Raw genomic sequence first — 22,429 nt, 5'->3', positions numbered from 1 at the left:
CCGCGCTTCGCCCTTCTTGGCAACCGGTAAAGCTGGTTGCCAAGAAGGGCGAAGCGCGGTTGGGCTGCGCCCAGGCCGTACGGGGGACGAACCGAGGCCCTTCCTGTGGCTGATAGCCCATAGGGGAGCGCCTGCGGCGCAAAAGCAACCCCCGCTTCGCGCGGATCCAGTTGGTGGGCGGCTGGGTCGCGTCGGTGGGTGGCGGAGGCGCTTCACTCCGTTGGCGGCTCGGTGTTGGTGTGTACCCCGCCGGGGAGGCTGTAAGGGCGGCGTTAGACTTGGGGCCGTGCACACGTGACGACCTACCTCAGCGGAGTCACGTGGTCATGCGGGAGGGTGTGCAACACAACGAAAGAGCCCGACACCTGGCACGGTGTCGGGCTCTTTCTTACAAGCAGCTTGCGCGCTGGGCGCTCAGGCGTTGCTGCGGGCCCGGGTCCGGGCGTTGCGGCGCTTGAGGGCGCGGCGCTCGTCTTCGCTCATCCCGCCCCACACGCCGGCGTCCTGGCCGCTCTCCAGCGCCCACGCGAGGCAGTCGGAGACGACAGGGCAACGGCGGCAGACGGTCTTCGCCTCGGCGATCTGGAGCAACGCAGGACCGCTGTTCCCCACGGGGAAGAACAGTTCGGGGTCCTCGTCGCGGCAGATCGCGCGGTGGCGCCAGTCCATTGGAACTACTCCTCAGCTAGGCGCGCGCGTCAGGGCGCGCCGGTCGTCAGCGGTCGGTTTTTGGGGTGCTTGTGAATGCTTTCACGAACGGCCCGGATGTCAAGGGGTTAGCACTGACCCGGTGGCCGAACTCACCCGAAAGATCGACTGAGTTCATCCAGCGTTTCACTCTTCGGTGTCCCAGCAGGCCACGACATCGCGGATGGGTAGCGGCCCGGTTACACCACGGTCACACAGCAGTGGTCACACGGCAACCGTGAGCGCCTTCGGCACCGACGTGAACTCCACCTCGGTGCAGAGGCCGAGCAGGTCCCCGTCGACCTGGAGGTTGACCGGGACGCGACTCGTCACCCGGACGAACTCAACGTCGTCCCGGCGCAGCAGGTTCCCGCCCTTGGGGTTCCCGTCCGTGGCCAGAAGATGCGTCACGTAGCGCGCGATCGTCGGCAGGCCCATGCTGTGCAGCGCGAAGACACCCAGACCGCCGTCGAACGACGTGCTCGGGTTGAGCCGGATCGCCTTGTCGCCGAGGTAGGTCCACGGGTCGGTGTTGGAGACGAACGCGAGGCGGACGTTCTCCACCGGGGCCTCGTCGGGGATGCGGACGGTGAGGTTCGCCGGGCGGCGGCGCTGGGACACGTAGCTGGCGAACGCGGCGCGCACGTAGAGGGCGGGCGAGGCCTCGCGGCCCTTGGCGCGTTGCGCCTCGACGGCGGCGACGACGTCGGCGTCCCAGCCCACGCCCGCGTTGAAGGTGAACCAGCGGTCGTGCGGGTTGTCCGCGCCGGACTGGGCGGAGGAGACGTGGCCGAGGCCGACCTTGCGGCTGGTGCCGTGCTCGATGGCCTGGAGGAGGCGGTAGGTGGCCTCGACGGGGTCGCGGGGCAGGCCGAGGGCGCCCGCGAAGACGTTGGCCGAACCACCAGGGACCACGCCCAGCATCGGCAGGCCGGGGCGCACGGCGGCGTTCTTGACGCCGTCGCGCAGCAGACCGTTGACGACCTCGTTGACGGTGCCGTCGCCGCCGTGCGCCACGACCAGGTCGTAGCCGTCCAGCACGGCCTGCGCCGCGGCGTCCGCCGCGTGCCCGCGGTAGGTCGTCTCGACGATGTCGAGCTTCACATCGCTGGCCAGTGCGTGCGCCAGCACGTCCCGGCCGGCAGGCGTAGTCGCCGTCGCCTGCGGGTTGACCACCAGTAGTGCGCGCACTAGTGCAGAGTAGGACAGCGCGTGACCTGGGACAGATCGCGCGTCACCCGAGAGGAGTGTTCTGAGCGCACGGAAGTGGCCTACATCTCCTTTCCCGCGATCCTCCTGCGGCTGCCCACCGACAAGTGCACCCCGGCCCGACCGCCGGCTTGCCGAAAGAGCTGCTTCGATCTTCGCTCGTACAGCGGCGGAACGGGACTCGCCAACCGGGTGGCCTACGATGCGTGACGAGTACGCACGGTGAGGAAAGGCCCAGCGTGACGAAGGAAAAGCAGGTCCCGCGCGAGGTGCGCGGCGCAGGCGTGCTGACCGCGCTCCAGGGCCTCGCCGCGGTCGGCTTCGCGGTGGCGTTGGTGCTGCGGGCGTTCGACGCGGCGAAGACCGAGAACGTGCTCGGCGAGGCCGCGTACTTCGCGGTGCTGGGCGCGGCCGTGCTGGCGGCGGGGCTCGGGCTGGTGCTGGGCCGGCACTGGGCGCGGACGCCGTCGATCGTCGTGCAACTGCTCCTGTTGGGCGTCGCCTGGTACATGTACGGGCCGTCGGGGCAGCAGCTGTGGGGCGCGTTGCTGGGGCTGTACGTCGTGGTGGTGCTGGTGCTGCTGTTCACCAACCCGGTGCGGCGGTGGGCGTTGGGGCTCGACGAGGACGAGGCCTGAGGCGTGGACTGGGTCGAAGTCGTGGGGTTGCTGCCGGCGGCGGATGCCGAGCGGGTGTTGGACGCCGTGTCGATCGGTGAGCAGGAAGGCGCGTTGGACGACCTGGTGGCGTGCCTGGTGCGGGACGGGGTGGCCGTGCCGGGGGCGGTGCGGGACTGGATCCTCGCCGAAGCCGAGGACTGGGACGTGCGCGATCGGGTCGAGGCGGCTCTGTCCGGGCGTTTCGGCTGACGGACGGGGCCGTTCGGCCCCCGACCATCGGCTGGCCGTTCGCCAACGAACGGCGGGTGTTCCCCGTCACTCGAACGAGTGACGCTGTGGGTGGTGATATCACCACTCCCTGCGTTCGTTGAGGTGACGAATCCATGCGACTGAACCGCGCCCTGTCCGCGGTGGTCGGAGCGGCTGCCGCGCTGCTCTCCGCCCTCGCCCTGACGACCCTGGCCCCCGCCGCACAGGCCCAGGAGTCCGACGTCCAGCCGTACATCATCGGCGGCGGCTACGCCAACAACGCCCCCTGGGCGGCCCGCCTGTTCCGCAACGGCCAGCAGAACTGCTCGGCCACGATCATCGCGCCGCAGTGGGTCCTGACCGCCCAGCACTGCGTGGCCAGTTCCGGCACCTACACCTTCCGCATCGGCAGCCTGGACCAGACCTCCGGCGGCACCATGGCCACCGCCACCCGGATCATCCAGCACCCGTCGGCCGACATCGCCCTCGCGCAGCTCGACCGGTCCGTCTCGGCCACCTACGCCCCGCTGGGCACCACCACGGCGGTCCAGGTCGGCCAGACCGTCCAGCTCTACGGCTGGGGCGCGACCTGCACCAACCAGCCCGAGATCAACTGCCAGTCCCGCTACCTCAAGTACGCCAACACCCGCGTCACCTCGGTCAACGGCCGCGACTACCGCGGCGGCATCGCGATCTCGGTGACCCGCATCGACGGCATCGCGGCGGGCGGCGACTCGGGCGGCCCGATGTTCGCCACCAGCCCCGTCGACGGCCGCTACTACCAGGTCGGCGTCGCCTCCACGAGCGACCGCTCCACCCGCTCGAACTACACCGCTGTCACCCGCTACCGCGACTGGATCCGCTCCTACGCCGGCGTGTGACGAAACGGCTCTCCGGCCGAGGGGGTTGACCCCCTTCCCCTGCATCGCCCCCTCGGCCGGGGCACCACCGGGTTTGGATTTCCACGGGTTCACCAGTCACAATCACCCTGCGTGTTCGCATTTTGCGGATGGACACGAACGGAGTAGCCGGATACGGTTCGGCGGGCTTCCACGCGCTCCGGCAGCAGGCAGGGTGAGGTGTGCGGTGCAGAACCCCCCGAGAAGGGTGTCGGCGCATGACGCCGAGCGCCCCAACGTGGCCAGGCTGTACGACTACTACCTCGGCGGCGCGCACAACTTCGCGGTCGACCGCGAGTTCGCCGAGCAGTCCATGAAGGTCATCCCGACCGCCGAGATGGTCCAGCACACGCGAGCCTTCCTGCGTCGGGCCGTGCGCGTGTGCGTGGCGGCGGGCATCCGCCAGTTCCTCGACCTGGGCTCGGGCATCCCCACCGCGGGCAACGTCCACGAGGTCGCCCAGCAGGTCGACCCGACGTGCCGCGTGGTCTACGTCGACAACGACCCCGTCACCGCCGCCCACGGCCGCACGATGCTGCGCGACAACCCCAACGTCGCCATGGCGGAGGCGGACCTGCGTGATCCGGAGGCGGTGCTGGGTTCGCCCGAGGCGCGGTCGTTGCTGGACCTGTCCGAGCCGATCGCCGTGCTGATGGTCGCGATCCTGCCGTACCTGTCGGACGAGGAGCGCCCCGCCGACGTCATCTCCCGGTACCGGGCCGCGATGGCGCCGGGCAGCTACCTGGTGGTCAGCCACCTGACCGCGGACGTGCAGCCGGAGATGGTGGAGAAGCTGGTCGCCGTGGCGGCCGAGACGATGACCCCGATCATGGCCCGGTCGAAGGCGGAGATCGAGCCGTTGCTGGCCGGGTTCGAGCTGTTGGAGCCGGGTTTGGTGCTGGCGACCCGGTGGCGCGAGGACGGCCCGGCGGCGACGGGTGCGGAGACGGTCAGCTACGGGGCGGTCGGCGTCCGGCGCTGAGCTTGTTGGTCTGCTCCTTGAGGACGTCGATCGTGCGCACCACCCAGTCCCCGATGACTTGCTGTTCCTCGGGCGTGTAGCGGGCGGTCACCTTCGCCATCGCGGCACTCAGTTCGCTGAACACGTCCCCGAACACCCCGTCCACGGCGCGGACGAGCACCTTGCGCCGATCCTGCGGATCCGGATCCCGCCGCGCGAGCCCCGCATCCTCAAGCCGATCCACCACACCCGTGACCGCGCCAGGTGTGAGGTTGATCCGCTTGGCCAACTCGCCGGCGGGCATGGGGCCGTGCTTGCCGAGGAGCGCCAGGGCCCGCTGGTCGACCGCCGACACGCCGAGACGCGCGCCGACGGCTTCGTGGAACGCGACAACAGCAGTGCTCAGCTCCCGACCCAGGTCACTCATACCTCTCACTTTACCCGGCGGAATATTTCAGTATGCTGAAGTAAAAATTTCAGACGTCTGAAGGGTCTGGCGCGCGGGCACACGAGCGGAGGCGAGGGGCGGCAGTGGGCAGTGGGCGCGGCGAGTGGCGCGAAAAGGGGCGCCGAGGTGGCGCGGAAGGGGGGACATGGCGGCGACGGGGGCGGCGGCGGAAGCCGCGAGGGCGAACGTCCCGGTAGTTGAGCCGTCGGCGGACCTGTCGGCTGCCGCTGCGGCTGCGGCTGCGGTGGCGTGGCGGATGTAGTGGGCGCGGTGCGGGAGTGGGCGCAGTGCGGGCATAGGCGGTGGACGTGGTGGCCGTGGACGTGGTGGCGGCGGCTGCGGTGGGCGCGGTGCCGGTCGAGGCGGTGTGAGGAGGCGCGGTGGCGGTGGACCTGGTGGCAGCCGAGGTCAGGCTCATGCGGCGGGTGCGGCGGCGGTGGCGCGATGGCGGTTGTGGGGTGGCAGCGATGGGTGTCGCGGCGGGCGCACTGGCGGCTGTGGCAGCGCCGGGCACCGCACCAGGAGTGGCGGGAGGGAGACGGGGGCCGCATCGGAGGTGCCGACAGAGGCGACGGGGCCGCGTCCGGAGCGGCGGAAGAGGCGACAGGGCCGCGCCCGGAGAGGCGGGAGTGGCGATGAGCGTCGCGTCCGCAGTAGGTGGCGATGGGGCCGCGCCTGGAGCGGGGGAAGTAGTGGGAGCGGGAGTGGGGGAAGTAGTGGGAGCGGGGAGTGGGTGCTGGGGTCGGAGTGGCAGGAGTGGCGGTCGGTGAGGTGGAGGTTGGGATGGGTGGGGCGAGGGCGGAGGAGGCAGGAGTGGGAGCGGGAGGAGAGGTGGAGGGTCGATGGTGGAAGTGGGAAGTGGGGGCGAGGCGGGAGTGGGTGGCGAGGTGAGGACTGGGGGTCGGTTGGTCAGTGAGTTGCGGGTGGCGTGGGAGGTGCCGGTTTGGGTGTGGCGGTTCTACCTGGCGCACCTGTCGCTCGTCGTCGGGCTCTCCCTCATCGGGTCAGTCCAACGCCTTCTGGCAGTGAACGGGTGGCTGCCCGACGTTCTCTCCGGCCCGTCCGAAGTGCTCGTCGCGTTGTCGAGGGTCGGGCTCGTCGCGGTGGTCGCGTGGTTGGGGCTGCGTGACGTGCGTCTGAGTTGGCCCCGAGCCTGGGAATTCGCCACGGCGCACTGGGTCAGCCTCGTTTGGCAGGGCGTGCTTCTCTCGGCCGCGTTCCTGCTGTTCGACGTCGTGCTGGAGAGCGTTGTCGGCGGGCTGCTGCCGGTCGAAGCCCGTCAGGGCTACCTGGCCGCCCTGCTGTTCGTGAAGAACCCGACGGTGATCGCGTTGACGTTCATCTGGTGGGTCGGCCTGGCGCGCCAGACCTCCCGCGGATCGGGGGTGCGGGAGGTCCGGCGCTGACGGGTCAGGCCGCCGCGGGGCCCTGGTAGCGGGCGCTGCCGAAGCCCAGGATCGGGTAGCCGATGATGCCGAACAGCCACAGGCCGAAGAAGCCGAAGGCGCCGCTCTTGCCGAACGACTTGGCGACGTCCAGCGACACGATGATCGAGATGATCAGGTTCACCAGCGGGATCAGCATCAGGATCAGCCACCAGCCCGGGCGGCCCGCGACCTTCAGCAGCACGTAGATGTTGTAGATCGGGATGATCGCGGCCCAGCCGGGCTGGCCGGCCTTGGCGAACACCTTCCACATCGCCGCGATGATGAGCACCGCGATGGCCAGGCTGATGATGATCGGGACAACACCCAGGGAGGCGTCGGTCTGGTTCACGGTCGAACTTCCTTCCGGACGACCGCGGGGAGGGCGACACTCGCCCACGTCGGGGGTCCGCAGTCGGTCACGGCGCGGGACGATGTCAAGGGCGCGTCAAGTCCGTGCGGGAAACCGATCGATGTTCGCCGTTTCGTGAGCCTTTCGAGATCAGTCGTCGACTTTCCCGAGGTCAGCGAGGGCCTGGTCGGTCAGCCGGAACACCGTCCACTCGTCCATCGGGATCGCGTCGAGCGACTTGTAGAAGCCGATCGCGGGCGCGTTCCAGTCCAGGACGGACCACTCCAGGCGCTGGTAGCCGTTGGCGACGCACTCCTGCGCCAGCGCCTGGAGCAGCGCCTTGCCCAGCCCGCTGCCGCGCTGTCCCGGCTGGACGTACAGGTCCTCCAGGTAGATGCCGTGCGTGCCGCGCCAGGTGGAGAAGTTCAGGAACCACAACGCCATCCCGACCACGCGACCGTCCACTTCGGCCACGTGCCCGAACAGCGCGGGGTTGTCCCGGAACAGCGCGGTGTGGAGCTGTTCACCGGTCAGCCGGCACTCGTGGCGGGCGCGTTCGTACTCGGCCAGCTCCTCGGCGAGCGCGACCATGGCGGGCACGTCCTCGGGGCGGGCGCGGCGGATGCGGGTGTCAATCACCGTCGACCTCCCAGGCGGGCACGTTGAGCCGGCGGACCTGCGGGTCGCCGCGTTCGTCACCCAGCACGGTCAGTCCGGCCGGGTCCAGTCCGAAGTGGACGCCTTCGCTGGGCGGCAGGTTCAGCCAGGTCGCGATGAGGACGCGGCTGAAGTGCCCGTGCCCGATGAGCACGACGTCCCCGCCCGGCAGCGCCCGCTTGGCGCGCTCCAGCACCCCGATCGCGCGCTTCTGGACGTCGCCGTGGCTCTCGCCGCCGGGGATGGGGTGCGACCAGACCGTCCAGCCGGGGACGGTCTCCCGGATCTGCGGCGTGGTGAGCCCCTCGTAGTCGCCGTAGTGCCACTCGGCGAGTTCCTCCGTGCGCCCGGCGTCGAGCCCGGCCAGTTCCGCCGTCCGCCACGCCCGCTCCCGCGGACTGGACAACACGAGCGCCGGCGGCAGGTCCGTCCCCCGCAACCGCGCCAACACCGCCCCGGCCCGCCGCGCCTGCTGCTCGCCTTCGGCGGTGAGGGGAACGTCGGTACGCCCGGTGTGCCGCCCACTCTCGGACCACTCGGTCTGACCGTGGCGCAACAGGTACACGTGGGAACTCACCCGGCCGATCGTAGTGTCGCCCGGCGAACCGGGTTGCCCGCGACCGCTCCGCCGTGATGAACAACTCCCCGTGAACGTCGACGCCATCACCGCTCGGCTGGCTGCCCGGTGGGGCCGACGGTGGGTGACCTTGTCGACGACGGTGGATCGGCGGTCGCATTGCGGTGCACGTGGCGGGATGGGGCGCCGGTGATCCTCAAAAGGGAACGGCGCCGACCCGGAAGCCCCCGGTCGGCGCCGTTCGTCACGCTCAGCGGTCAGGCCGCGGCCTTCGTCTCCCAGAAGATCTTGTCGATCTGGGCGATCAGGTCGAGCAGCTCCTGGCCCTTCGCCGGGTCCATCGAGCCCTTGGTGCCGGCGGCGCCCGCGGCCTTGGTGGCGCGGTTGAAGAGGTCGTGCAGCTCGGGGTACTTCTCGAAGTGCGGCGGCTTGAAGTAGTCGGTCCACAGCACCCACAGGTGGTGCTTGACCAGCTCGCTGCGCTGCTCCTTGATCAGGATGGCGCGCTCGCGGAACTCGGGGTCCTCGTTGGCCTGGTACTTCTCCTGGACCGCCTTGATCGACTCCGCCTCGATCCGGGCCTGCGCCGGGTCGTAGACACCGCACGGGAGGTCGCAGTGCGCGGTGGCCTCCAGTAGCGGGCGGCGGAGAATGCGCGACAGCAGTCGCATTGTTCCTCCCTGACAGTGGATGCTCCGACGTGCCGAACCCTACTCCGGGGCCTCGGCCCGGGCAGGTGGAGGTGATCGTTGGCACGCGCGGAACCCAGGCCGTTGCCGCTGGTGCGGGTGACCGGGCCGTCGATGGTCCCGACCCTGCGGACGGGGGACGTGGTCACCCTCGAAGCGTCCCGACCGGTCCGGGAGAACGATCTTGTGCTGGTCAGGTGGCCGGCGCGGCCCGGACAGCTGTCGGTGAAGCGGGCGATCCGGCGCGACGGGGACGGCTGGCACGTCGAAGGGGACAACCCGTTCGCGTCTACGGACTCGCGCACGTTGGGCGCGGCCGAGGTGCTCGGGGTGATCCGGTTCCGGGTCTGGCCGCGCCCGCGCAGGCTCCGCTAGGAGCGCAGTTTCGCGTACCAGGCGGTGCACTCGGCGTACGAAGGCAGCAGGCCGGCGGCGAGGGCCTCGTCGAGGGTGGGCGCGGTGGCGTCCTTCGGGGACAGGACCGGCTCGATCTCCGCGGGCCACGGGAGGTCGAGGGACAGCGGGTGCAGGCCGCGTTCGGCGCGGGGGTTGAAGCCCTCGGTGCACAGGTACGACGTGACCGTCCCGTCCTCCAGCGCCATCAGGGCGTGGCCCAGGCCCTCGGGCAGGTACACCGAGTTGAACCGCTCGGGCGACAGCTCGACCGCGTCCCACTGGCCGAACGTGGGCGATCCGACCCGGATGTCCACGACCACGTCCAGCAGCCGCCCCCGCGGGCAGTGCAGGTACTTCGCCTGGCCGGGCGGCACGTCGGCGTAGTGCACCCCGCGGATCACCCCGCGCCGCGACTCGCTGTGGTTGGTCTGCGCGACCCGCAGCGGGTGGCCGACGGCGGCCACGAAGGCGGTCTCCTGGAACGGGGCGACGAACAGTCCGCGGTCGTCCGGGAACACCGATGGGGTGAACTCGAAAGCGCCTGGAATTTTCAGCTCACGTGCCTGCATGGCGCTCACCCTAGGAGATCGGTGCTCTTGACCGATCCTGCCTGGGAAAACCGACCGGTCGGTGCAGAAAACCGGACGTACGTCCTTCTGTATGCCCTCTGACCTGCGGAAAAACTGTGATCCCCGCCGCAGACACGATCGGCCGGCGCTGTCATAGTTGCCCGCACCGCCCGCTCAGGGCCGCCGTGCAGACCGCGCGGTCCGGCTCGCAGACAGGCCCCGAAGACCCGCGTGACAACGCCGGTCCCGGTGCGCCGAAGGATCTCGCGCACCGCAGGAGGGACTCCCGTGACCGCATTGAACGACCAGCCGATGACCACGCACCTGACCGACGAAGAGATCTTCCGGGCCCACGAGGGCGGCAAGCTGGGCGTGGACGTGACCGCCTCGCTCGCCGACCCGCGCGCCCTGTCCATCGCCTACACGCCGGGCGTGGCCCGCGTCAGCCGCGCGATCGCCGACGACGCCTCGCTGGCCGCCAAGTACACCTGGGCGCACCGCCTGGTGGCCGTGGTCAGCGACGGCACCGCGGTCCTCGGCCTGGGCGACATCGGCGCGAGCGCGTCGCTGCCGGTCATGGAGGGCAAGGCGGCGCTGTTCAAGACCTTCGGCGGCCTCGACTCGATCCCCCTGGTGCTGGACACCACGGACGTGGACGAGATCGTGGAGACGCTGGTCCGGCTGCGCCCCTCGTTCGGCGCGGTGAACCTGGAGGACGTCGCCGCCCCGCGCTGCTTCGAGCTGGAGCAGCGGCTGATCGAGGCCCTGGACGTCCCGGTCATGCACGACGACCAGCACGGCACGGCCGTCGTGGTGCTGGCCGCCCTGCGGGGCGCCAACACCGTCCTGGACAAGGACGTCCGCAACCAGCGCGTGGTCATCTCGGGCGCGGGCGCGGCGGGCGTGGCCTGCGCGAAGATCCTGCTCGCGGCGGGCATCGGCGAGGTCACCGTGGTCGACTCGCGCGGCATCGTGCACGCCGGGCGCGAAGGGCTGAACCCGGTCAAGGAGGAGCTGGCCGCGGTCACCAACGGCTCTGGCCTGCGCGGCGGCATCGCGGAGGCGCTGCGCGGCGCGGACGTGTTCGTCGGCGTCTCGTCCTCGAAGGTCGAGGAGGAGCTGATCGCGAGCATGTCCGGCGACTCGATCGTGTTCGCGCTGTCCAACCCCGACCCGGAGGTCCACCCGGACGTCGCCGGGCGGCACGCGGCCGTCGTCGCCACCGGGCGCAGCGACTTCCCCAACCAGATCAACAACGTCCTCGCGTTCCCCGGCATCTTCCGCGGCGCCCTGGACGCGGGCGCGAAGCGGATCACCGAGGGCATGAAGCTGGCCGCCGCCGACGCCATCGCGGCGGTCGCCTCGGACGACCTCGCGGTCGACCGGATCGTGCCCAGCGCCCTGGACCCGCGGGTCGGACCCGAAGTCGCGGCGGCCGTGGCCTTGGCAGCTCGGCAGGACGGAGTAGCCTGACCCCCAGTCGGAGTTGGGAGACCTCCGGCCGCATCCGCCCGTTCGGCTCAACGGACCAGCGAAACCGCCTTCGGGTTGTTTCGTTAGCCCGAAGAGGGGTGGGCGATGACGCTCCGAAGCGATACCGTCCCTCTCCTCGGGTGAATATTGCCCGTGGAGGGGGACGCCGTATTCGGGTGCGGTCCGGGCCGGTTCATCCCTGCCGTAGTCACGGGAAGGTGGGACCGTGCCCAAGCGGGTTGGACGCGCTCCGGTCGTGCTGGTCGATACCGCGCGCCCCGCGCCACCGGTCGCGCTCGACGGCGTCCCGCTGGCCGAGGGTCCCTCGCTGCTGGTCGACCCCAAGGGCGTCGTCATGCGCGCCAACGACGCCGTCGCGCGCCTGGCGAAGGCCGGTTCCGCGGACGAGCTGGTCGGCCGGTCGTTAGGCGAACTGCTCGTCGGCGACGCCCCGGACCTGCGGCTGAGCCAGTCCGACGGCGGTCTGCTGCCGGTCCGCGTGGTGCGCAGCGCCGTGCCCGGCACCGGCCTGCACGCGGTGCTGCTGGTCGACGTGTCCGACCTGGCCAAGGCCGCCGACGAGCTGCGCGACGAACAGCGGCGGCTGCGCACGGTGCAGCGGGTCGCCCAGATCGGGTCGTGGGAGTACGACCCGACCACCGGCGTCACCGTCTGGTCGGAGTCGCACTACGAGATGCTCGGGCTCAAGCCGGGCGAGGTCACACCGGGCGCGCAGGCCGTGCTGGACGTCGTGCACCCCGACGACTACGACATGGTCGCGGGCTACTGGGCCAACCGCGAGCTGGACGGCAACCCGATCGACATCGTCTACCGGATCGTCCGGCCCGACGGCGACCTGCGCTGGATCAGAGGCGTCGCCGAGGCCAAGCTCAGAGCCGACGGCCGGACCCAGTTCATCACCGGCTACATCCGCGACATCACCTCGCAGCTCAACACCGACCGCGCGCTGGAGACCGAGCGGGGCCGGCTGCTGGAGGCGCAGCGCATCGCGCGCATCGGCAGCTGGAGCTACGAGATGCCGACCAAGGCCGTGCACCGCAGCGAAGTGCTGCTGGAGATGTACGCGGACCTGGGCATCGCGCCCGACGACGACCTGCTGTGCGGCGTGCACCCCGAGGACCGGGCGGAGCTGGAGTCGCTGCGCCGCGAGCTGCTGCACGCCAAGGACGAGACGCCGTTCGAGGCCGAGGTGCGCAGCGAGTTCGGCGACCGCGTCTACATCTGCCGCGCGCGGGCCGAGTTCGAGTCCGGCCGGATCGTCCGCGTGCACGGCACAATCCAGGACGTCACCGAGGCCCGCGCCCTCGAACGCCAGCTGCGCGACGACCGCCGCCGCCTCGCCGACGCGCAGCGCGCCGCCCAGCTGGGCGTGTGGGAGTGGAATCTGCAGACCGGCGACGTGGTGTGGTCGGACATGCTGGCCGACCTGTTCGGCGTGCCGCGCGACGAGCACACCCGCTACCAGACCTACCTGGACCTCGTGCACCCCGACGACCGGGGCTGGGTGGACGAGCTGTGGCAGCAGCTCGCGACCGACGAGGTCCCGGTGCAGTGCGAGCACCGGATCGTGCGGCGCGACGGCAAGGTCCGCGTGTTCCGCAGCCACGGCGTGGTGGTGAAGGGCCCAGACGGCCGGCCGCTGGCCGTGGGCACCGCCCAGGACATCACCGAGCAGCGCGCCGCCGAGACCCGGATGAAACGCTCCAGCCAGCGCTTCGCCGACCTGGTCCAGCTCACCCCGGTCGGCATCGGCCTGTTCGACGAGGCCGAGCGGCTGGTGGACGCCAACGACGCCCTGTGCGACCTGCTCGGCATCGACCTGGAGCAACTGCGCGGCATGACCGCGGCGCAGATGACCCACCCCGACGACCAGGAGAACCGGCTGCACTCGGTGAGCCGGATGACCGCGATGGGCGCGGACCGGGTGCACAAGATCCCGCAGCGCATCCTGGTGCGGCCGGACGGCGAGCGGGTCTACTGCGAGCTGCACATCGCGCTGTCCGTGCAGGACGACGGCCGCCGGTTCTGGCTGACGGTCTTCCAGGACATCACCGAGCGCCGCCGCACCGCCGAGGCCCTGCGCCACCAGGCCACGCACGACGAGCTGACCGGGCTGCCGAACCGGGCGCTGGTCAAGGAGATGCTGACGACCCTGCTGGACTCGGAGAACCGGTCCCGGGTCGCGGTGCTGTTCTGCGACATCGACAACTTCAAGCGGGTCAACGACTCCCTGGGCCACGACGCGGGCGACGAGCTGCTGGTGGCGTTGGCGCGGCGGCTGGAGGGCGGTCTGCCGGAGGGCTGCACGGCGGCCCGGTTGTCCGGCGACGAGTACGTGATCATCTGCGAGAACATCGACAAGGTCGGCGGTGTGGACGCGCTGGCCACCAAGGTCGCGGGTCTGCTGCGCACGGCGGTCCCGGTGCACGGGCAGCTGGTGCGGGTGTCGGCGTCCATAGGCGCGGCCGTCCCGAACGGGTCGCGGGCCACCGGGAACGACCTGCTGCGGTTCGCCGACGCGGCGATGTTCGAGGCGAAGCGGTCCGGCGCGGGCCGGGTGTCGCTGGCGTCGGCGGCGTTGATCGCCTCCGCCGACCGGCAGGTGCACCTGGAAGGCCAGCTGCGGGACGCGTTGGCGCACGACGGTTTGGCGCTGCACTTCCAGCCCGTCGTGGGTGTGGATGGCTCGGTGCAGACCGCGGAGGCGTTGGTGCGGTGGCCGCACCCGGACCGCGGGCTGTTGCCGCCGGACATCTTCCTGCCCGTCGCCGAGCAGGGTGACTTGCTGCGCGAGCTGGACAGGTGGGTGCTGCGGACGGCGTTGAAGGAGGCCGCGACCTGGCCGACGCCCGGTGACCAGCCGGTGTCGGTGGCGGTGAACCTGGCCGGTCTGGTGCCCGGCGACCCGGAGTTCGTGGACATCGTGGCGAACGCGATCGCCGAGGCCGGCATCCCGTGGGACCGGGTCGTGCTGGAGCTGGTGGAGACCGCTCTGGTGGACCTGCCGTCGCGGGTGCGGCAGTCGATGGACGAGCTGGTCGGGCGCGGCATCCGGTTCGCGGTGGACGACTTCGGCACCGGGTACTCGTCGTTGGCGCGCTTGAAGGACCTGCCGGCGCAGATCATCAAGGTGGACCGGCGGTTCGTGTCCGGGGTGGGCAACGACTCGTCGGACTTCGCGGTGGCGCGTGCGGTCGTGGACATGGCGCGGGCGATGGGCCGCAAGTGCGTGGCCGAGGGCGTGGAGACCGCGACCCAGTTCCACGTGCTGCGCGGTGTGGGCGTGGACGCGTACCAGGGTTGGCTGTTCTCCCGTCCGGTGCCGCCGAAGGAATTCCGCGCTGTGCTGGCACTTGGTCCATTGCACATCCCCCGCGCCGGCTGATCCGACATACTCCCCTGCCGTACCGGACAAGGGGGCTTGTGGCACCGGAACGGATGATCGCCGACTTGGAAGCGCGGGCGAACGCCTTGGCGCGCCAGTCGGAGGAGGTGCAGCGGCAGATCCAGCAGACCTCGGCGACCCTGCGCTCGCCGGACGGGGCCGTGACCGTCACGGTCGCGCCGAACGGGGCGTTGCGGCACGTCGAGTTCTCGCCCCGGGTGGGCGACTTCTCGCACGTCCAGCTCGGCCAGGTGGTGATGACCACCGTCCGCCGCGCCCAGGCGCAGGCCGCCGACCAGGTCGCGGCCCGGTTGGGCGAGGGCGACGTCGCCGAGTTCGGCATGAACCTCGGCGCATTGGCCCTCGACGGCCTGAGCGCGATGATCGACCCGCTCGGCACCTTGGCCACGGCGGGCATCGGGTGGCTCATCGAGCACATCAGCTTCCTGCGCGAACCGCTGGACCGGCTCGCCGGCAACAGCGACAACATCAAGACCGCCGTGTCGACCTGGAACCAGGCCGCCTTGGCCCTGGACACCATCGCGCAGGACCAGCAGAAGGCGGTGGCGTCCCAGGTCAGCGGCTGGGAACAGGGTGCGGCGGACCGGTTCCGCGCCAGCCAGGGCCGGCTCGCAGCCGAGACCAAGGCGATGAGCGCGACGTGCATCTCGGTCGCCAAGGAAGTCACCACCGCGGGCACGATCACGGCGGCCGTGCGCGGCATGATCCGCGACCTGATCGCCATGTTCATCTGGGAGGTCATCCGCAACGCGGTGATCGCGCCGGCGTCCTCGTGGGTGAGCTTCGGCAGCTCGCCGGCCGCGTTCGCCGCGTGGACCGTGGGCCGGGCGGCGGTGCTGCTGGGCAAGATCACCAAGCAGCTCGCGAAGCTCATGCGTCTGGTGATGCGGATCGCCGGTCGGCTGAAGGGGCTGTTCGCGAAGGTCGGCGACGTGCTCAAGGGCCTGGCCCGGTTCGGCAAGGGCGGCCGGGGCGCGGGCGGCGCGGGTGGCGTCGCGCGGGCGGCGGACGCCCCGGCGGCACCCGGTTCCAGGGCTTGGACGACGCGGCGAAGCGGATGGAGGACTGGGGCAACACCCGGCCGTCGCTCGCGGACGCGGGCGCCAAGGCCAAGGAGGGGTTCCAGCAGTTCGGCACCGGCTACCGCAACGCCGGCAACACGTGGGAGAAGGTCACCGACAAGGCGCGTTCCTGTACGACTCCACGTTGCCGGACTGGCTGCTGATCATCCTGTTCCTGATCGGGTTCTGATCAGGTGTCCACCGGCCGCAGCCTGGGTTTCGCCGGGTTGGTGTTGATCTGCATGGTGTACGTGCTGCTGGTGGTCTTGTTGGCGGTGCGGAGGCGTCAGCGCCATTGAGCGGGGGGTGGTGGGGCTGGACCGGGCTGGGGCGGGCCGCTTCGGCGGCTCGCCCGGCCCACTGCCGGGAGGGCCGCGACGATGGTGGGGACCAGCCACAGGAGCACGCAGACCAAAGGCATGATCACGAACTCGCTCGGGCCGCCGATCGACAGGAAGCGGATGATCGCGTAGACGTAGTAGATCGTGCACACCGCGCCCAGGGCCACCAGGCCCCAGCGGACGCCCGGCACGCGGAACACCTGCACCAGGGCGAGCACCAGGACCACCGACGCGATGATCATCGAGATGGTGATCGCGAAGTCGATGTTGCGGGTGATGTACCCGGAGACCGCGCCGCCCAGCACCGAGGTGCCGATGTGGATCGACGGCGGCTTGCCCTCCCAGCTCAGGATGGCCGCGATGTAGGTGTAGATCACGATCGGCAGGAACAGCAGGCCGGTTACGACGGCCGCGGCGGTGCCGGGTTTGCGCGGTGGGCCGGGGTGGCCCGGGTACTGCGGCGGCATGCCGGGGTACGGGCTCGGCTGACCCGGGAGAGGACCGGGTTGACCCGGGAACGGGCCGGAGCCGGAGTGGCCTGGGAACGGGCCGGAGGCGGGTTGGCCGGGGTACTGCTGGGGGTACGCGCCGCCCAGCGGGGGTTGGCCCTGATATTGCTGCGGTGCGCCGGGGTGTGGCTGCTGTGGCCAGCCTTGGTTCGGGTTCATGTGCCGCCCTCCACTTCCGCCCCGAAAGTTACCGGCGGCGCGTCGAAAGCGAGGGGATTTCGCGTGATCTACCTTGCCGCGCGCCCCACCGCGGGAGTCACGGCGTACACCGCCGGCACCAGCCACAGCAGCAGACACGCCACAACGGCGGCACCAGGAGCGGTCACCGCCGCATACGCGTAGCAAGCCGCGCAAACGCCGCCGACGACCGCCAAGGGCCAGCGCACCGCACGCACCCGGCACGCCGGCACGACCGCCAACGCCAGCACGGCGAACCCGACCGCCATCGAGACCAGACCCGCGTTCCCCGGGTCGAGACCGAGGTCGGACAGCACGTGCACACCCGGCAACGTGCCGGCCGCCGTGTCGGTGTCCAGCGGGTGGTCGCGCGGGAGGATCAGTGCGACCAGCGTGTAGAGGGCGATCGGGATGAACGCCGAGCCGGCTGCGACGGCCGGGGTGCTGCCTGGTAGGGCGAGTCGGGTCGCCACGTGATCACGCTACCCACGTCCGATCAGTCGGGCACGAACTCCACATCAGTCGGCGGCGGAAGCTCGGATGAGCGGGAGCAGGGCGGCGATGCGGTGGCGGGGGAGGTCGATGAGGCGGTGTTCCAGGTCCGGGTGGTCGGCGATGCGGTCGCGAGCCTCGCGCTTGGTGATCCGCAGCACGGTCGTCAACGCCTCGCGCCACACGTTGCCCAGTTTGCCGTGCGCCCGCATCAGGACCTCCCGCACGGCCAGCCCGCCCGCGTCCAACGTGCCCGCCAGGACCTGGTCCGCGACGACCACGCAGTGCTTGCCGTCCGGAGTGGACCGCAGGAACCGGAGCGCGAACCTGGTGTCCACCAACGACGTCAGCTCCGCCTGCCCCGCCGCCGACGAGACGTTCGGGTGGTTGTTGGCCACCAGCGCGGCCATCCGGCCCGGTGAGCAAGCCAGCAGGGTCCGCAGCAGCCACGGCCCCGGGTCGGCGGTCAGGTCCACGGCCAGCGACGCCGCGCCCTTCCCGACCGGCTCGGCCCACCCCGGCTGCCGCGGACGGGGTGGCGGCGACGACTCGGGGCGCGGGGCCAGGTCCACCAACGCCGCCAACGCCTCGGCACTCGGCCCGGACGCCTCCACCGACTGCGGCCCGTGGGTGTAGATGCCCACCTTGCCCGGCGACACCGACCGGCGCGCGGTCGGCCGGCACACGTACAGGTCCGCCGCGCTGCCGATGGCCTGCGCCCCGTCGAACCGGTGGAACGCGGGCAGGATCGCCTCGAACACCAGCCCGAGCTTCTGCAGCTCCTGCTGCACCTTCAACCCCAGCACCGGCGTCCGGTCGCTGAACCCGTAGGCCAGCAGCACCCGCCCCGACCCCGGGTCGGCCAGGCACTCCACCGCGCGCCCGGCGAACAGCGCCATGCCCTCCGGCGTGTACGGCGGGTCGCTGAACACCAGGTCCGCCGACTCCACGACAGCCGGCGGCAGCCCGAACCGGAAGTCCGCGTGCAGCGTCCGCACCCGACCATCCGAGCGCGCCTCGACGTACTCCAGCAGCCGGTCGTCCACGTCCACCACGGTCACCTCGACGTCCGGGTTGACCGCGGTCACCGCGAGCGAGGTCAGGTCGTGGTCGCCCAGGCACACCAGGGACCGGCCGGCCAGGTCGTACTGCGCGTCCAGCCACAGCGCGCGCTTGAGCGCCGTCTCCGCGGTCGCCTGCACGTGGTCCAGCGCGGACAGGGGCGGCGGCACGTCGGCGATGTCGGCCAGCAGGGACCGCAGGTGCGCGGTGTTGCGGGACACCAGGGCGTCCACCGGGTCGCCCGGGTCGGCGCCCGCCATCAGGTCCGCGTACTGCGCCACCCGGGACGGTGCGATGCGGAACCGGTCGCCGCTGGTCTCCAGGTCGACGTCGAGCGCCTTGAGCAGCTCCTGCACGGTCCGGCGGGGCACTGCGGGCACCCGAACCAAATCGGCGAGGGTGTGCCAGTCGTCACCCAGCAGGGTCAGCACGCGCCGCAGCTTGCGGGAATGCACGCCGCGGGCGTCGAGCAGAGCACGGACCAGTTCGGTTGCCACAACCGGAGCAGCCTACTGACCGGATGCTGAAACGCCGTGCCGCGGTCCGTCGAACGGGCTAGGGTTTGTTCTCCGGCGGCCGAGAGGCGGCGCGCCGACCGGCTTCGTCGGGGAGGACACCGGTGTGATCGAGTTCCGCGACGTGACCAAGCGGTTCGACGACGGGACGATCGCGGTGGACGGCCTTTCCCTCGCGGTCGAGGCGGGCACGATCACGGTGTTCGTCGGCCCGTCCGGCTGCGGCAAGACCACCTCGCTGCGCATGGTCAACCGCATGATCGACCCCACCTCCGGCACCGTGCTGGTGGACGGGGAGGACGTCCTGTCCGTGGACCCGCCCATGCTGCGGCGCGGCATCGGGTACGTCATCCAGCAGGCCGGCCTGTTCCCGCACCGCACCGTCCTGGACAACGTGGCCACCGTGCCGCTGCTGTCCGGCTGGTCCAAGGCGAAGGCCCGCTCGCGCGCGGCCGAACTGCTCGAACTGGTGGGCCTGCCCGCCGAACTGGGCAAGCGCTACCCGGTGCAGCTCTCCGGCGGCCAGCAGCAGCGCGTCGGCGTGGCGCGGGCGCTGGCCGCGGACCCGCCCGTGCTGCTGATGGACGAGCCGTTCAGCGCGGTGGACCCGGTGGTGCGCGAGGGTTTGCAGGACGAGCTGCTGCGGTTGCAGGCCGAACTGGACAAGACGATCGTGTTCGTGACGCACGACATCGACGAGGCCGTGCGCATCGGCGAGAAGGTGGCCGTGTTCCGCGAGGGCGGCATCCTCGCCCAGTACGCGCCACCCGCCGAACTCCTCGCGCGGCCGGCGGACGACTTCGTGGCCTCCTTCGTGGGCAAGGACCGCGGTTACCGCAGTCTGTCCTTTGTGGACGCTTCTGGGGTGGCGATCGGGACCGTGGAGACGGTGTCCGAACCCGCCGCGTCCGGCGAGTGGCAGCTCGTGGTGGACGCCGACGGGCACCCGCAGGGCTGGGCCGCGCCGGACGGCTCGGTGGTGCCCGGCGGGTCGCTGTACGGCTTGGGCGGGCCGATCCGGGGCGCGCTGGACGCCGCGCTGTCCTCGCCCTCGGGCCTGGGCGTCGCCGTCGACGAGCAGGGCCGGTACGCGGGAGTGGTGACCGCGCGGCAGATCCTCGACGTGATCGAGAGCCGCCGTGGGTGAGATCGTCGACTACCTGGGCGACGCGGGCACCCGCGCCGCGCTGCTGTCGATGCTGCTGGACCACGTCGTGCTGTCGTTGCTGCCACTGGTGTTCGCGGTCGTGCTGGCGGTCGTGCTGGGGCTGGTGTGCCACCGGTACCGGCGGGTCAACGGGTTCCTGGTCGGACTGTCCAACGTGGTCTACACGATCCCGTCGCTGGCGCTGTTCGCGATCATCCCGGCGGTGATCGGCACCCAGGTGCTGGACCCGCTCAACGTGGTGCTCGCGCTGACCGTCTACACCACTGCTTTGCTTGTGCGGCCCGTGGTCGACGCGCTGGACGCCGTGCCCGCGCACGTCACGGCCGCCGCGACCGCGATGGGGTTCCGGCCGTGGCGCCGGTTCCTGACCGTCGAACTTCCGCTGTCCGTGCCGGTGCTGGCAGCGGGCGTGCGGGTCGGGTCGGTCAGCAACATCAGCCTGGTCAGCGTGGGCGCCCTGATCGGCACCGGCGGGCTGGGCACCCTGTTCACCGACGGGTTCCGCCAGCGCTACCTCGCGCCGATCGTCATCGGCATCGTGCTGACCCTGGTGCTCGCGCTCGTGGTGGACCTGCTGCTGGTGGCGCTGCGCAACGCGCTCACCCCGTGGGCGAGGGCGGGCCGGGCATGATCTTCCTCGACGCGTTCGCGTGGCTGTTCGACCCGGCCAACTGGACCGGGACCAAGTCGATCCCGGTGCGCGTGGGCGTGCACCTGCTGTACTGCCTGGGCGCGGTGCTCGGTGCGAGCGCGATCGCCGTGCCGCTGGGGTTGTTCGTCGGGCACACCGGGCGCGGCGGGCTGCTGCTGGTCGGCGGCAGCAACGCGCTGCGGGCGCTGCCCACCCTGGGGCTGGTGACGTTCCTGTACCTGGTCGCCGGCGGCGGGCAGACCGGTGTGCTGATCGGCTTGATCGTGCTGGCCGTGCCGCCGATCTTGGCCGGGACGTACGCGGGCATCCAGGACGTCGATCGCGGTGTCGTGGACGCCGCGCGCGGCATGGGGATGACCGGGTCGCAGCGGTTGTGGAAGGTCGAACTGCCCAACGCGCTGCCGTTGCTGGTCGGTGGGCTGCGCAACGCGACGTTGCAGGTCGTCGCCACGGCATCGGTCGCGGCGTACGTGGGTATCGAGACGTTGGGCCGTCCGCTGCTGGACGGCCTGCGGGTCCTGGACTACGGGCAGTTCGTCGGCGGCGCGGTGCTCATCGCGCTGCTCGCCGTGCTGCTGGACGTGCTCCTCGCACTCGCGGGAAGGCTCGTCGTACCAAGGGGTTTGCGGCTGACCGCCCAGCCGGGGCGCCGCACGAGGCAGGTCGAAGTGGGAGGAAGCACGGCATGAAGCGCACGTTGGCCGTCATCGTCGCGGCGGCGTTCGCCGTTTCCGCGTGCGGGTCGAAGGACGACCTGAGCGGGGCGAACCAGCAGTCGGCGTCGGGTGAGGTCGTGGTCGGTTCCGCCGACTTCACCGAGAACAAGATCCTTGCCGAGATCTACGCCGGGGCGCTCAAGTCCACCGGCGCGAAGGTCACCGTGAAGTCCGGCATCGGCGCCCGCGAACTGGTCGTGAAGGCGTTGCAGGACAAGTCGTTGGGCGTGGTCCCGGAGTACACCGGCAACCTGCTGAACTACTTCGACAAGACCAACACCAAGACGTCGTCGGACGAGGTGTACACGGCCCTGAAGTCGGCCGCGCCGAGTGGCTTGGAGGTCTTGGAGAAGTCGGCCGCCGAGGACAAGGACGTCCTGGTGGTGACGAAGCAGACGGCGGCGTCGGGCGTGAAGTCGATCGCCGACCTGGGCGACGGCAAGTACGTCCTGGGCGCGGCCGGCGAGTGGGCGCAGCGCTGGCAGACCAAGATCAAGGACCTGTACGGCGTCAGCTTCAAGGAAATCAAGACCACCGACGCCGGCGGCCCGGTGACCGTGGACGCCCTGAAGAACGGCACCGCGCAGGTGGTGAACCTGTACACGACGTCGGCCGACATCAAGGCGAACGACTTCGTGGAGCTGGACGACCCGAAGAGCATGTACCCGGCCCAGAACATCGTCCCGCTGCTGCGCACGGACGCGGTGGACGCCAAGGGCAAGGAGGCGCTGAACAAGGTCTCGAAGGCGCTGACCACGGCGAACCTGGCCGAGCTGGTCAAGAAGGTGGACGTGGACAAGCAGACCATCGCCAACGTGGCGGCGGAGTTTCTGAAGACCGTCCAGCTGTAGGGGCGGACAAGCGAAGGGCCGCCGGGGCACGCTCCGGCGGCCCTTCGCTTTTGCCGCGCAGCGGCTGCTTTTGCGCCGCAGGCGCTGCTTTTGCCCTGGGCTTGCCAAGCCACAGCGGGGCCTCGGTTCGTCCCCCGTACGGCCTGGGCGCAGCCCAACCACGCTTCGGTCCTTTCCGCAACCACGCTTTACCGGTTGCGGAAAGGACCGAAGCGTGGTTGCCTCCGGCAGGCCGTACGGGGGACGAA

At 70.9% G+C, this 22,429-nt stretch carries 24 protein-coding genes; 13 read left to right on the top strand and 11 right to left on the bottom strand.

The window, feature by feature from the left end:
- Positions 1-414: 414 nt before the first annotated feature.
- Positions 415-669, bottom strand: a complete 255-nt coding sequence (locus RIN75_RS41765; RefSeq protein ID WP_015104912.1) for a WhiB family transcriptional regulator — start codon at positions 667-669, stop codon at positions 415-417.
- 243 nt (positions 670-912) lie between these two features.
- A complete protein-coding gene (locus RIN75_RS41760) occupies positions 913-1,878 on the bottom strand; it encodes a diacylglycerol kinase family protein (protein WP_309117649.1) in 966 nt (321 codons plus the stop codon).
- 257 nt (positions 1,879-2,135) lie between these two features.
- Here RIN75_RS41760 and RIN75_RS41755 point away from each other — a divergent pair, with 257 nt between their 5' ends.
- The 4 genes from RIN75_RS41755 (at position 2,136) to RIN75_RS41740 (ending at position 4,646) form a co-directional block, all read left to right on the top strand.
- Positions 2,136-2,534, top strand: coding sequence for a hypothetical protein (locus RIN75_RS41755; RefSeq protein ID WP_309117648.1), 399 nt, complete (start codon positions 2,136-2,138; stop codon positions 2,532-2,534).
- 3 nt (positions 2,535-2,537) lie between these two features.
- Positions 2,538-2,765, top strand: coding sequence for a hypothetical protein (locus tag RIN75_RS41750; protein WP_309117647.1), 228 nt, complete (start codon positions 2,538-2,540; stop codon positions 2,763-2,765).
- A 134-nt stretch (positions 2,766-2,899) separates the two neighbouring features.
- Positions 2,900-3,646: a trypsin-like serine protease gene (locus tag RIN75_RS41745; protein ID WP_309117646.1), complete on the top strand. Its 747-nt coding sequence runs from the start codon at positions 2,900-2,902 to the stop codon at positions 3,644-3,646.
- Positions 3,647-3,851: 205 nt separating this feature from the next.
- Positions 3,852-4,646, top strand: a complete 795-nt coding sequence (locus RIN75_RS41740) for an SAM-dependent methyltransferase (protein WP_309117645.1) — start codon at positions 3,852-3,854, stop codon at positions 4,644-4,646.
- On the opposite strand, the gene RIN75_RS41735 is transcribed toward RIN75_RS41740, so the two are convergent.
- On the bottom strand, positions 4,615-5,052 hold the full coding sequence (locus tag RIN75_RS41735; RefSeq protein WP_309117644.1) for a MarR family transcriptional regulator: 438 nt from the start codon (positions 5,050-5,052) through the stop codon (positions 4,615-4,617). The genes RIN75_RS41740 and RIN75_RS41735 overlap by 32 nt on opposite strands.
- A gap of 908 nt (positions 5,053-5,960) precedes the next feature.
- On the opposite strand from RIN75_RS41735, the gene RIN75_RS41730 reads away from it, so the two are divergent.
- Positions 5,961-6,479, top strand: coding sequence for a hypothetical protein (locus tag RIN75_RS41730; RefSeq protein WP_309117643.1), 519 nt, complete (start codon positions 5,961-5,963; stop codon positions 6,477-6,479).
- 4 nt (positions 6,480-6,483) lie between these two features.
- On the opposite strand, the gene RIN75_RS41725 is transcribed toward RIN75_RS41730, so the two are convergent.
- The 4 genes from RIN75_RS41725 to sodN form a co-directional block, all read right to left on the bottom strand.
- Positions 6,484-6,849 (bottom strand): DUF5684 domain-containing protein, encoded by a 366-nt coding sequence (locus RIN75_RS41725; protein WP_309117642.1) that lies wholly within the window; start codon positions 6,847-6,849, stop codon positions 6,484-6,486.
- Between the two features lie 150 nt (positions 6,850-6,999).
- On the bottom strand, positions 7,000-7,488 hold the full coding sequence (locus RIN75_RS41720; RefSeq protein ID WP_309117641.1) for a GNAT family N-acetyltransferase: 489 nt from the start codon (positions 7,486-7,488) through the stop codon (positions 7,000-7,002).
- Positions 7,481-8,083 (bottom strand): histidine phosphatase family protein, encoded by a 603-nt coding sequence (locus tag RIN75_RS41715; RefSeq protein ID WP_309117640.1) that lies wholly within the window; start codon positions 8,081-8,083, stop codon positions 7,481-7,483. The genes RIN75_RS41720 and RIN75_RS41715 overlap by 8 nt, the downstream gene beginning before the upstream one ends.
- A 257-nt stretch (positions 8,084-8,340) precedes the next feature.
- The gene (sodN, locus tag RIN75_RS41710) at positions 8,341-8,748 is read right to left on the bottom strand and encodes a superoxide dismutase, Ni (protein ID WP_211351631.1); all 408 of its coding nucleotides are present in this window, start codon (positions 8,746-8,748) and stop codon (positions 8,341-8,343) included.
- An 84-nt stretch (positions 8,749-8,832) separates the two neighbouring features.
- Here sodN and RIN75_RS41705 point away from each other — a divergent pair, with 84 nt between their 5' ends.
- On the top strand, positions 8,833-9,147 hold the full coding sequence (locus RIN75_RS41705; RefSeq protein WP_309117639.1) for a S24 family peptidase: 315 nt from the start codon (positions 8,833-8,835) through the stop codon (positions 9,145-9,147).
- On the opposite strand, the gene RIN75_RS41700 is transcribed toward RIN75_RS41705, so the two are convergent.
- Positions 9,144-9,737 carry a dTDP-4-dehydrorhamnose 3,5-epimerase family protein gene (locus RIN75_RS41700; RefSeq protein WP_309117638.1) on the bottom strand — a complete coding sequence of 198 codons (594 nt, stop codon included), beginning with the start codon at positions 9,735-9,737 and terminating at the stop codon, positions 9,144-9,146. The genes RIN75_RS41705 and RIN75_RS41700 overlap by 4 nt on opposite strands.
- A 312-nt stretch (positions 9,738-10,049) precedes the next feature.
- Here RIN75_RS41700 and RIN75_RS41695 point away from each other — a divergent pair, with 312 nt between their 5' ends.
- The 3 genes from RIN75_RS41695 (at position 10,050) to RIN75_RS41685 (ending at position 15,935) form a co-directional block, all read left to right on the top strand.
- Positions 10,050-11,210 carry a malic enzyme-like NAD(P)-binding protein gene (locus tag RIN75_RS41695; RefSeq protein ID WP_309117651.1) on the top strand — a complete coding sequence of 387 codons (1,161 nt, stop codon included), beginning with the start codon at positions 10,050-10,052 and terminating at the stop codon, positions 11,208-11,210.
- A 226-nt stretch (positions 11,211-11,436) separates the two neighbouring features.
- Entirely contained in the window at positions 11,437-14,616 is a 3,180-nt protein-coding gene (locus RIN75_RS41690; protein ID WP_309117637.1) for an EAL domain-containing protein, read from the top strand.
- 53 nt (positions 14,617-14,669) lie between these two features.
- A complete protein-coding gene (locus RIN75_RS41685) occupies positions 14,670-15,935 on the top strand; it encodes a YbaB/EbfC family nucleoid-associated protein (RefSeq protein WP_309117636.1) in 1,266 nt (421 codons plus the stop codon).
- 49 nt (positions 15,936-15,984) lie between these two features.
- Here RIN75_RS41685 and RIN75_RS41680 read toward each other — a convergent pair whose 3' ends face one another.
- The 3 genes from RIN75_RS41680 to RIN75_RS41670 form a co-directional block, all read right to left on the bottom strand.
- A complete protein-coding gene (locus tag RIN75_RS41680) occupies positions 15,985-16,707 on the bottom strand; it encodes a hypothetical protein (RefSeq protein ID WP_309117635.1) in 723 nt (240 codons plus the stop codon).
- A gap of 68 nt (positions 16,708-16,775) precedes the next feature.
- Positions 16,776-17,198: a hypothetical protein gene (locus RIN75_RS41675; protein ID WP_309117634.1), complete on the bottom strand. Its 423-nt coding sequence runs from the start codon at positions 17,196-17,198 to the stop codon at positions 16,776-16,778.
- Between the two features lie 45 nt (positions 17,199-17,243).
- Complete coding sequence (locus RIN75_RS41670) at positions 17,244-18,776, bottom strand: bis-aminopropyl spermidine synthase family protein (RefSeq protein WP_309117633.1); 1,533 nt, start codon at positions 18,774-18,776, stop codon at positions 17,244-17,246.
- Positions 18,777-18,900: 124 nt separating this feature from the next.
- On the opposite strand from RIN75_RS41670, the gene RIN75_RS41665 reads away from it, so the two are divergent.
- The 4 genes from RIN75_RS41665 to RIN75_RS41650 are packed head-to-tail and all read left to right on the top strand — an operon-like array spanning position 18,901 to position 22,181.
- A complete protein-coding gene (locus tag RIN75_RS41665; RefSeq protein ID WP_309117632.1) occupies positions 18,901-19,941 on the top strand; it encodes an ABC transporter ATP-binding protein in 1,041 nt (346 codons plus the stop codon).
- A gap of 49 nt (positions 19,942-19,990) precedes the next feature.
- Complete coding sequence (locus RIN75_RS41660; protein WP_375296098.1) at positions 19,991-20,593, top strand: ABC transporter permease; 603 nt, start codon at positions 19,991-19,993, stop codon at positions 20,591-20,593.
- Positions 20,590-21,303: an ABC transporter permease gene (locus RIN75_RS41655; RefSeq protein WP_309117650.1), complete on the top strand. Its 714-nt coding sequence runs from the start codon at positions 20,590-20,592 to the stop codon at positions 21,301-21,303. Before RIN75_RS41660 ends, RIN75_RS41655 begins: the two co-directional genes overlap by 4 nt.
- The gene (locus RIN75_RS41650; protein WP_309117630.1) at positions 21,300-22,181 is read left to right on the top strand and encodes an ABC transporter substrate-binding protein; all 882 of its coding nucleotides are present in this window, start codon (positions 21,300-21,302) and stop codon (positions 22,179-22,181) included. The genes RIN75_RS41655 and RIN75_RS41650 overlap by 4 nt, the downstream gene beginning before the upstream one ends.
- Positions 22,182-22,429 lie beyond the last annotated feature (248 nt).

This window comes from Saccharothrix sp. (assembly GCF_031180885.1).
Classification (GTDB): Bacteria; Actinomycetota; Actinomycetes; order Mycobacteriales; family Pseudonocardiaceae; genus Actinosynnema.
Note: the sequence above shows the minus strand (reverse complement) of the source record. Positions and strands in the feature narration are given on the sequence as shown.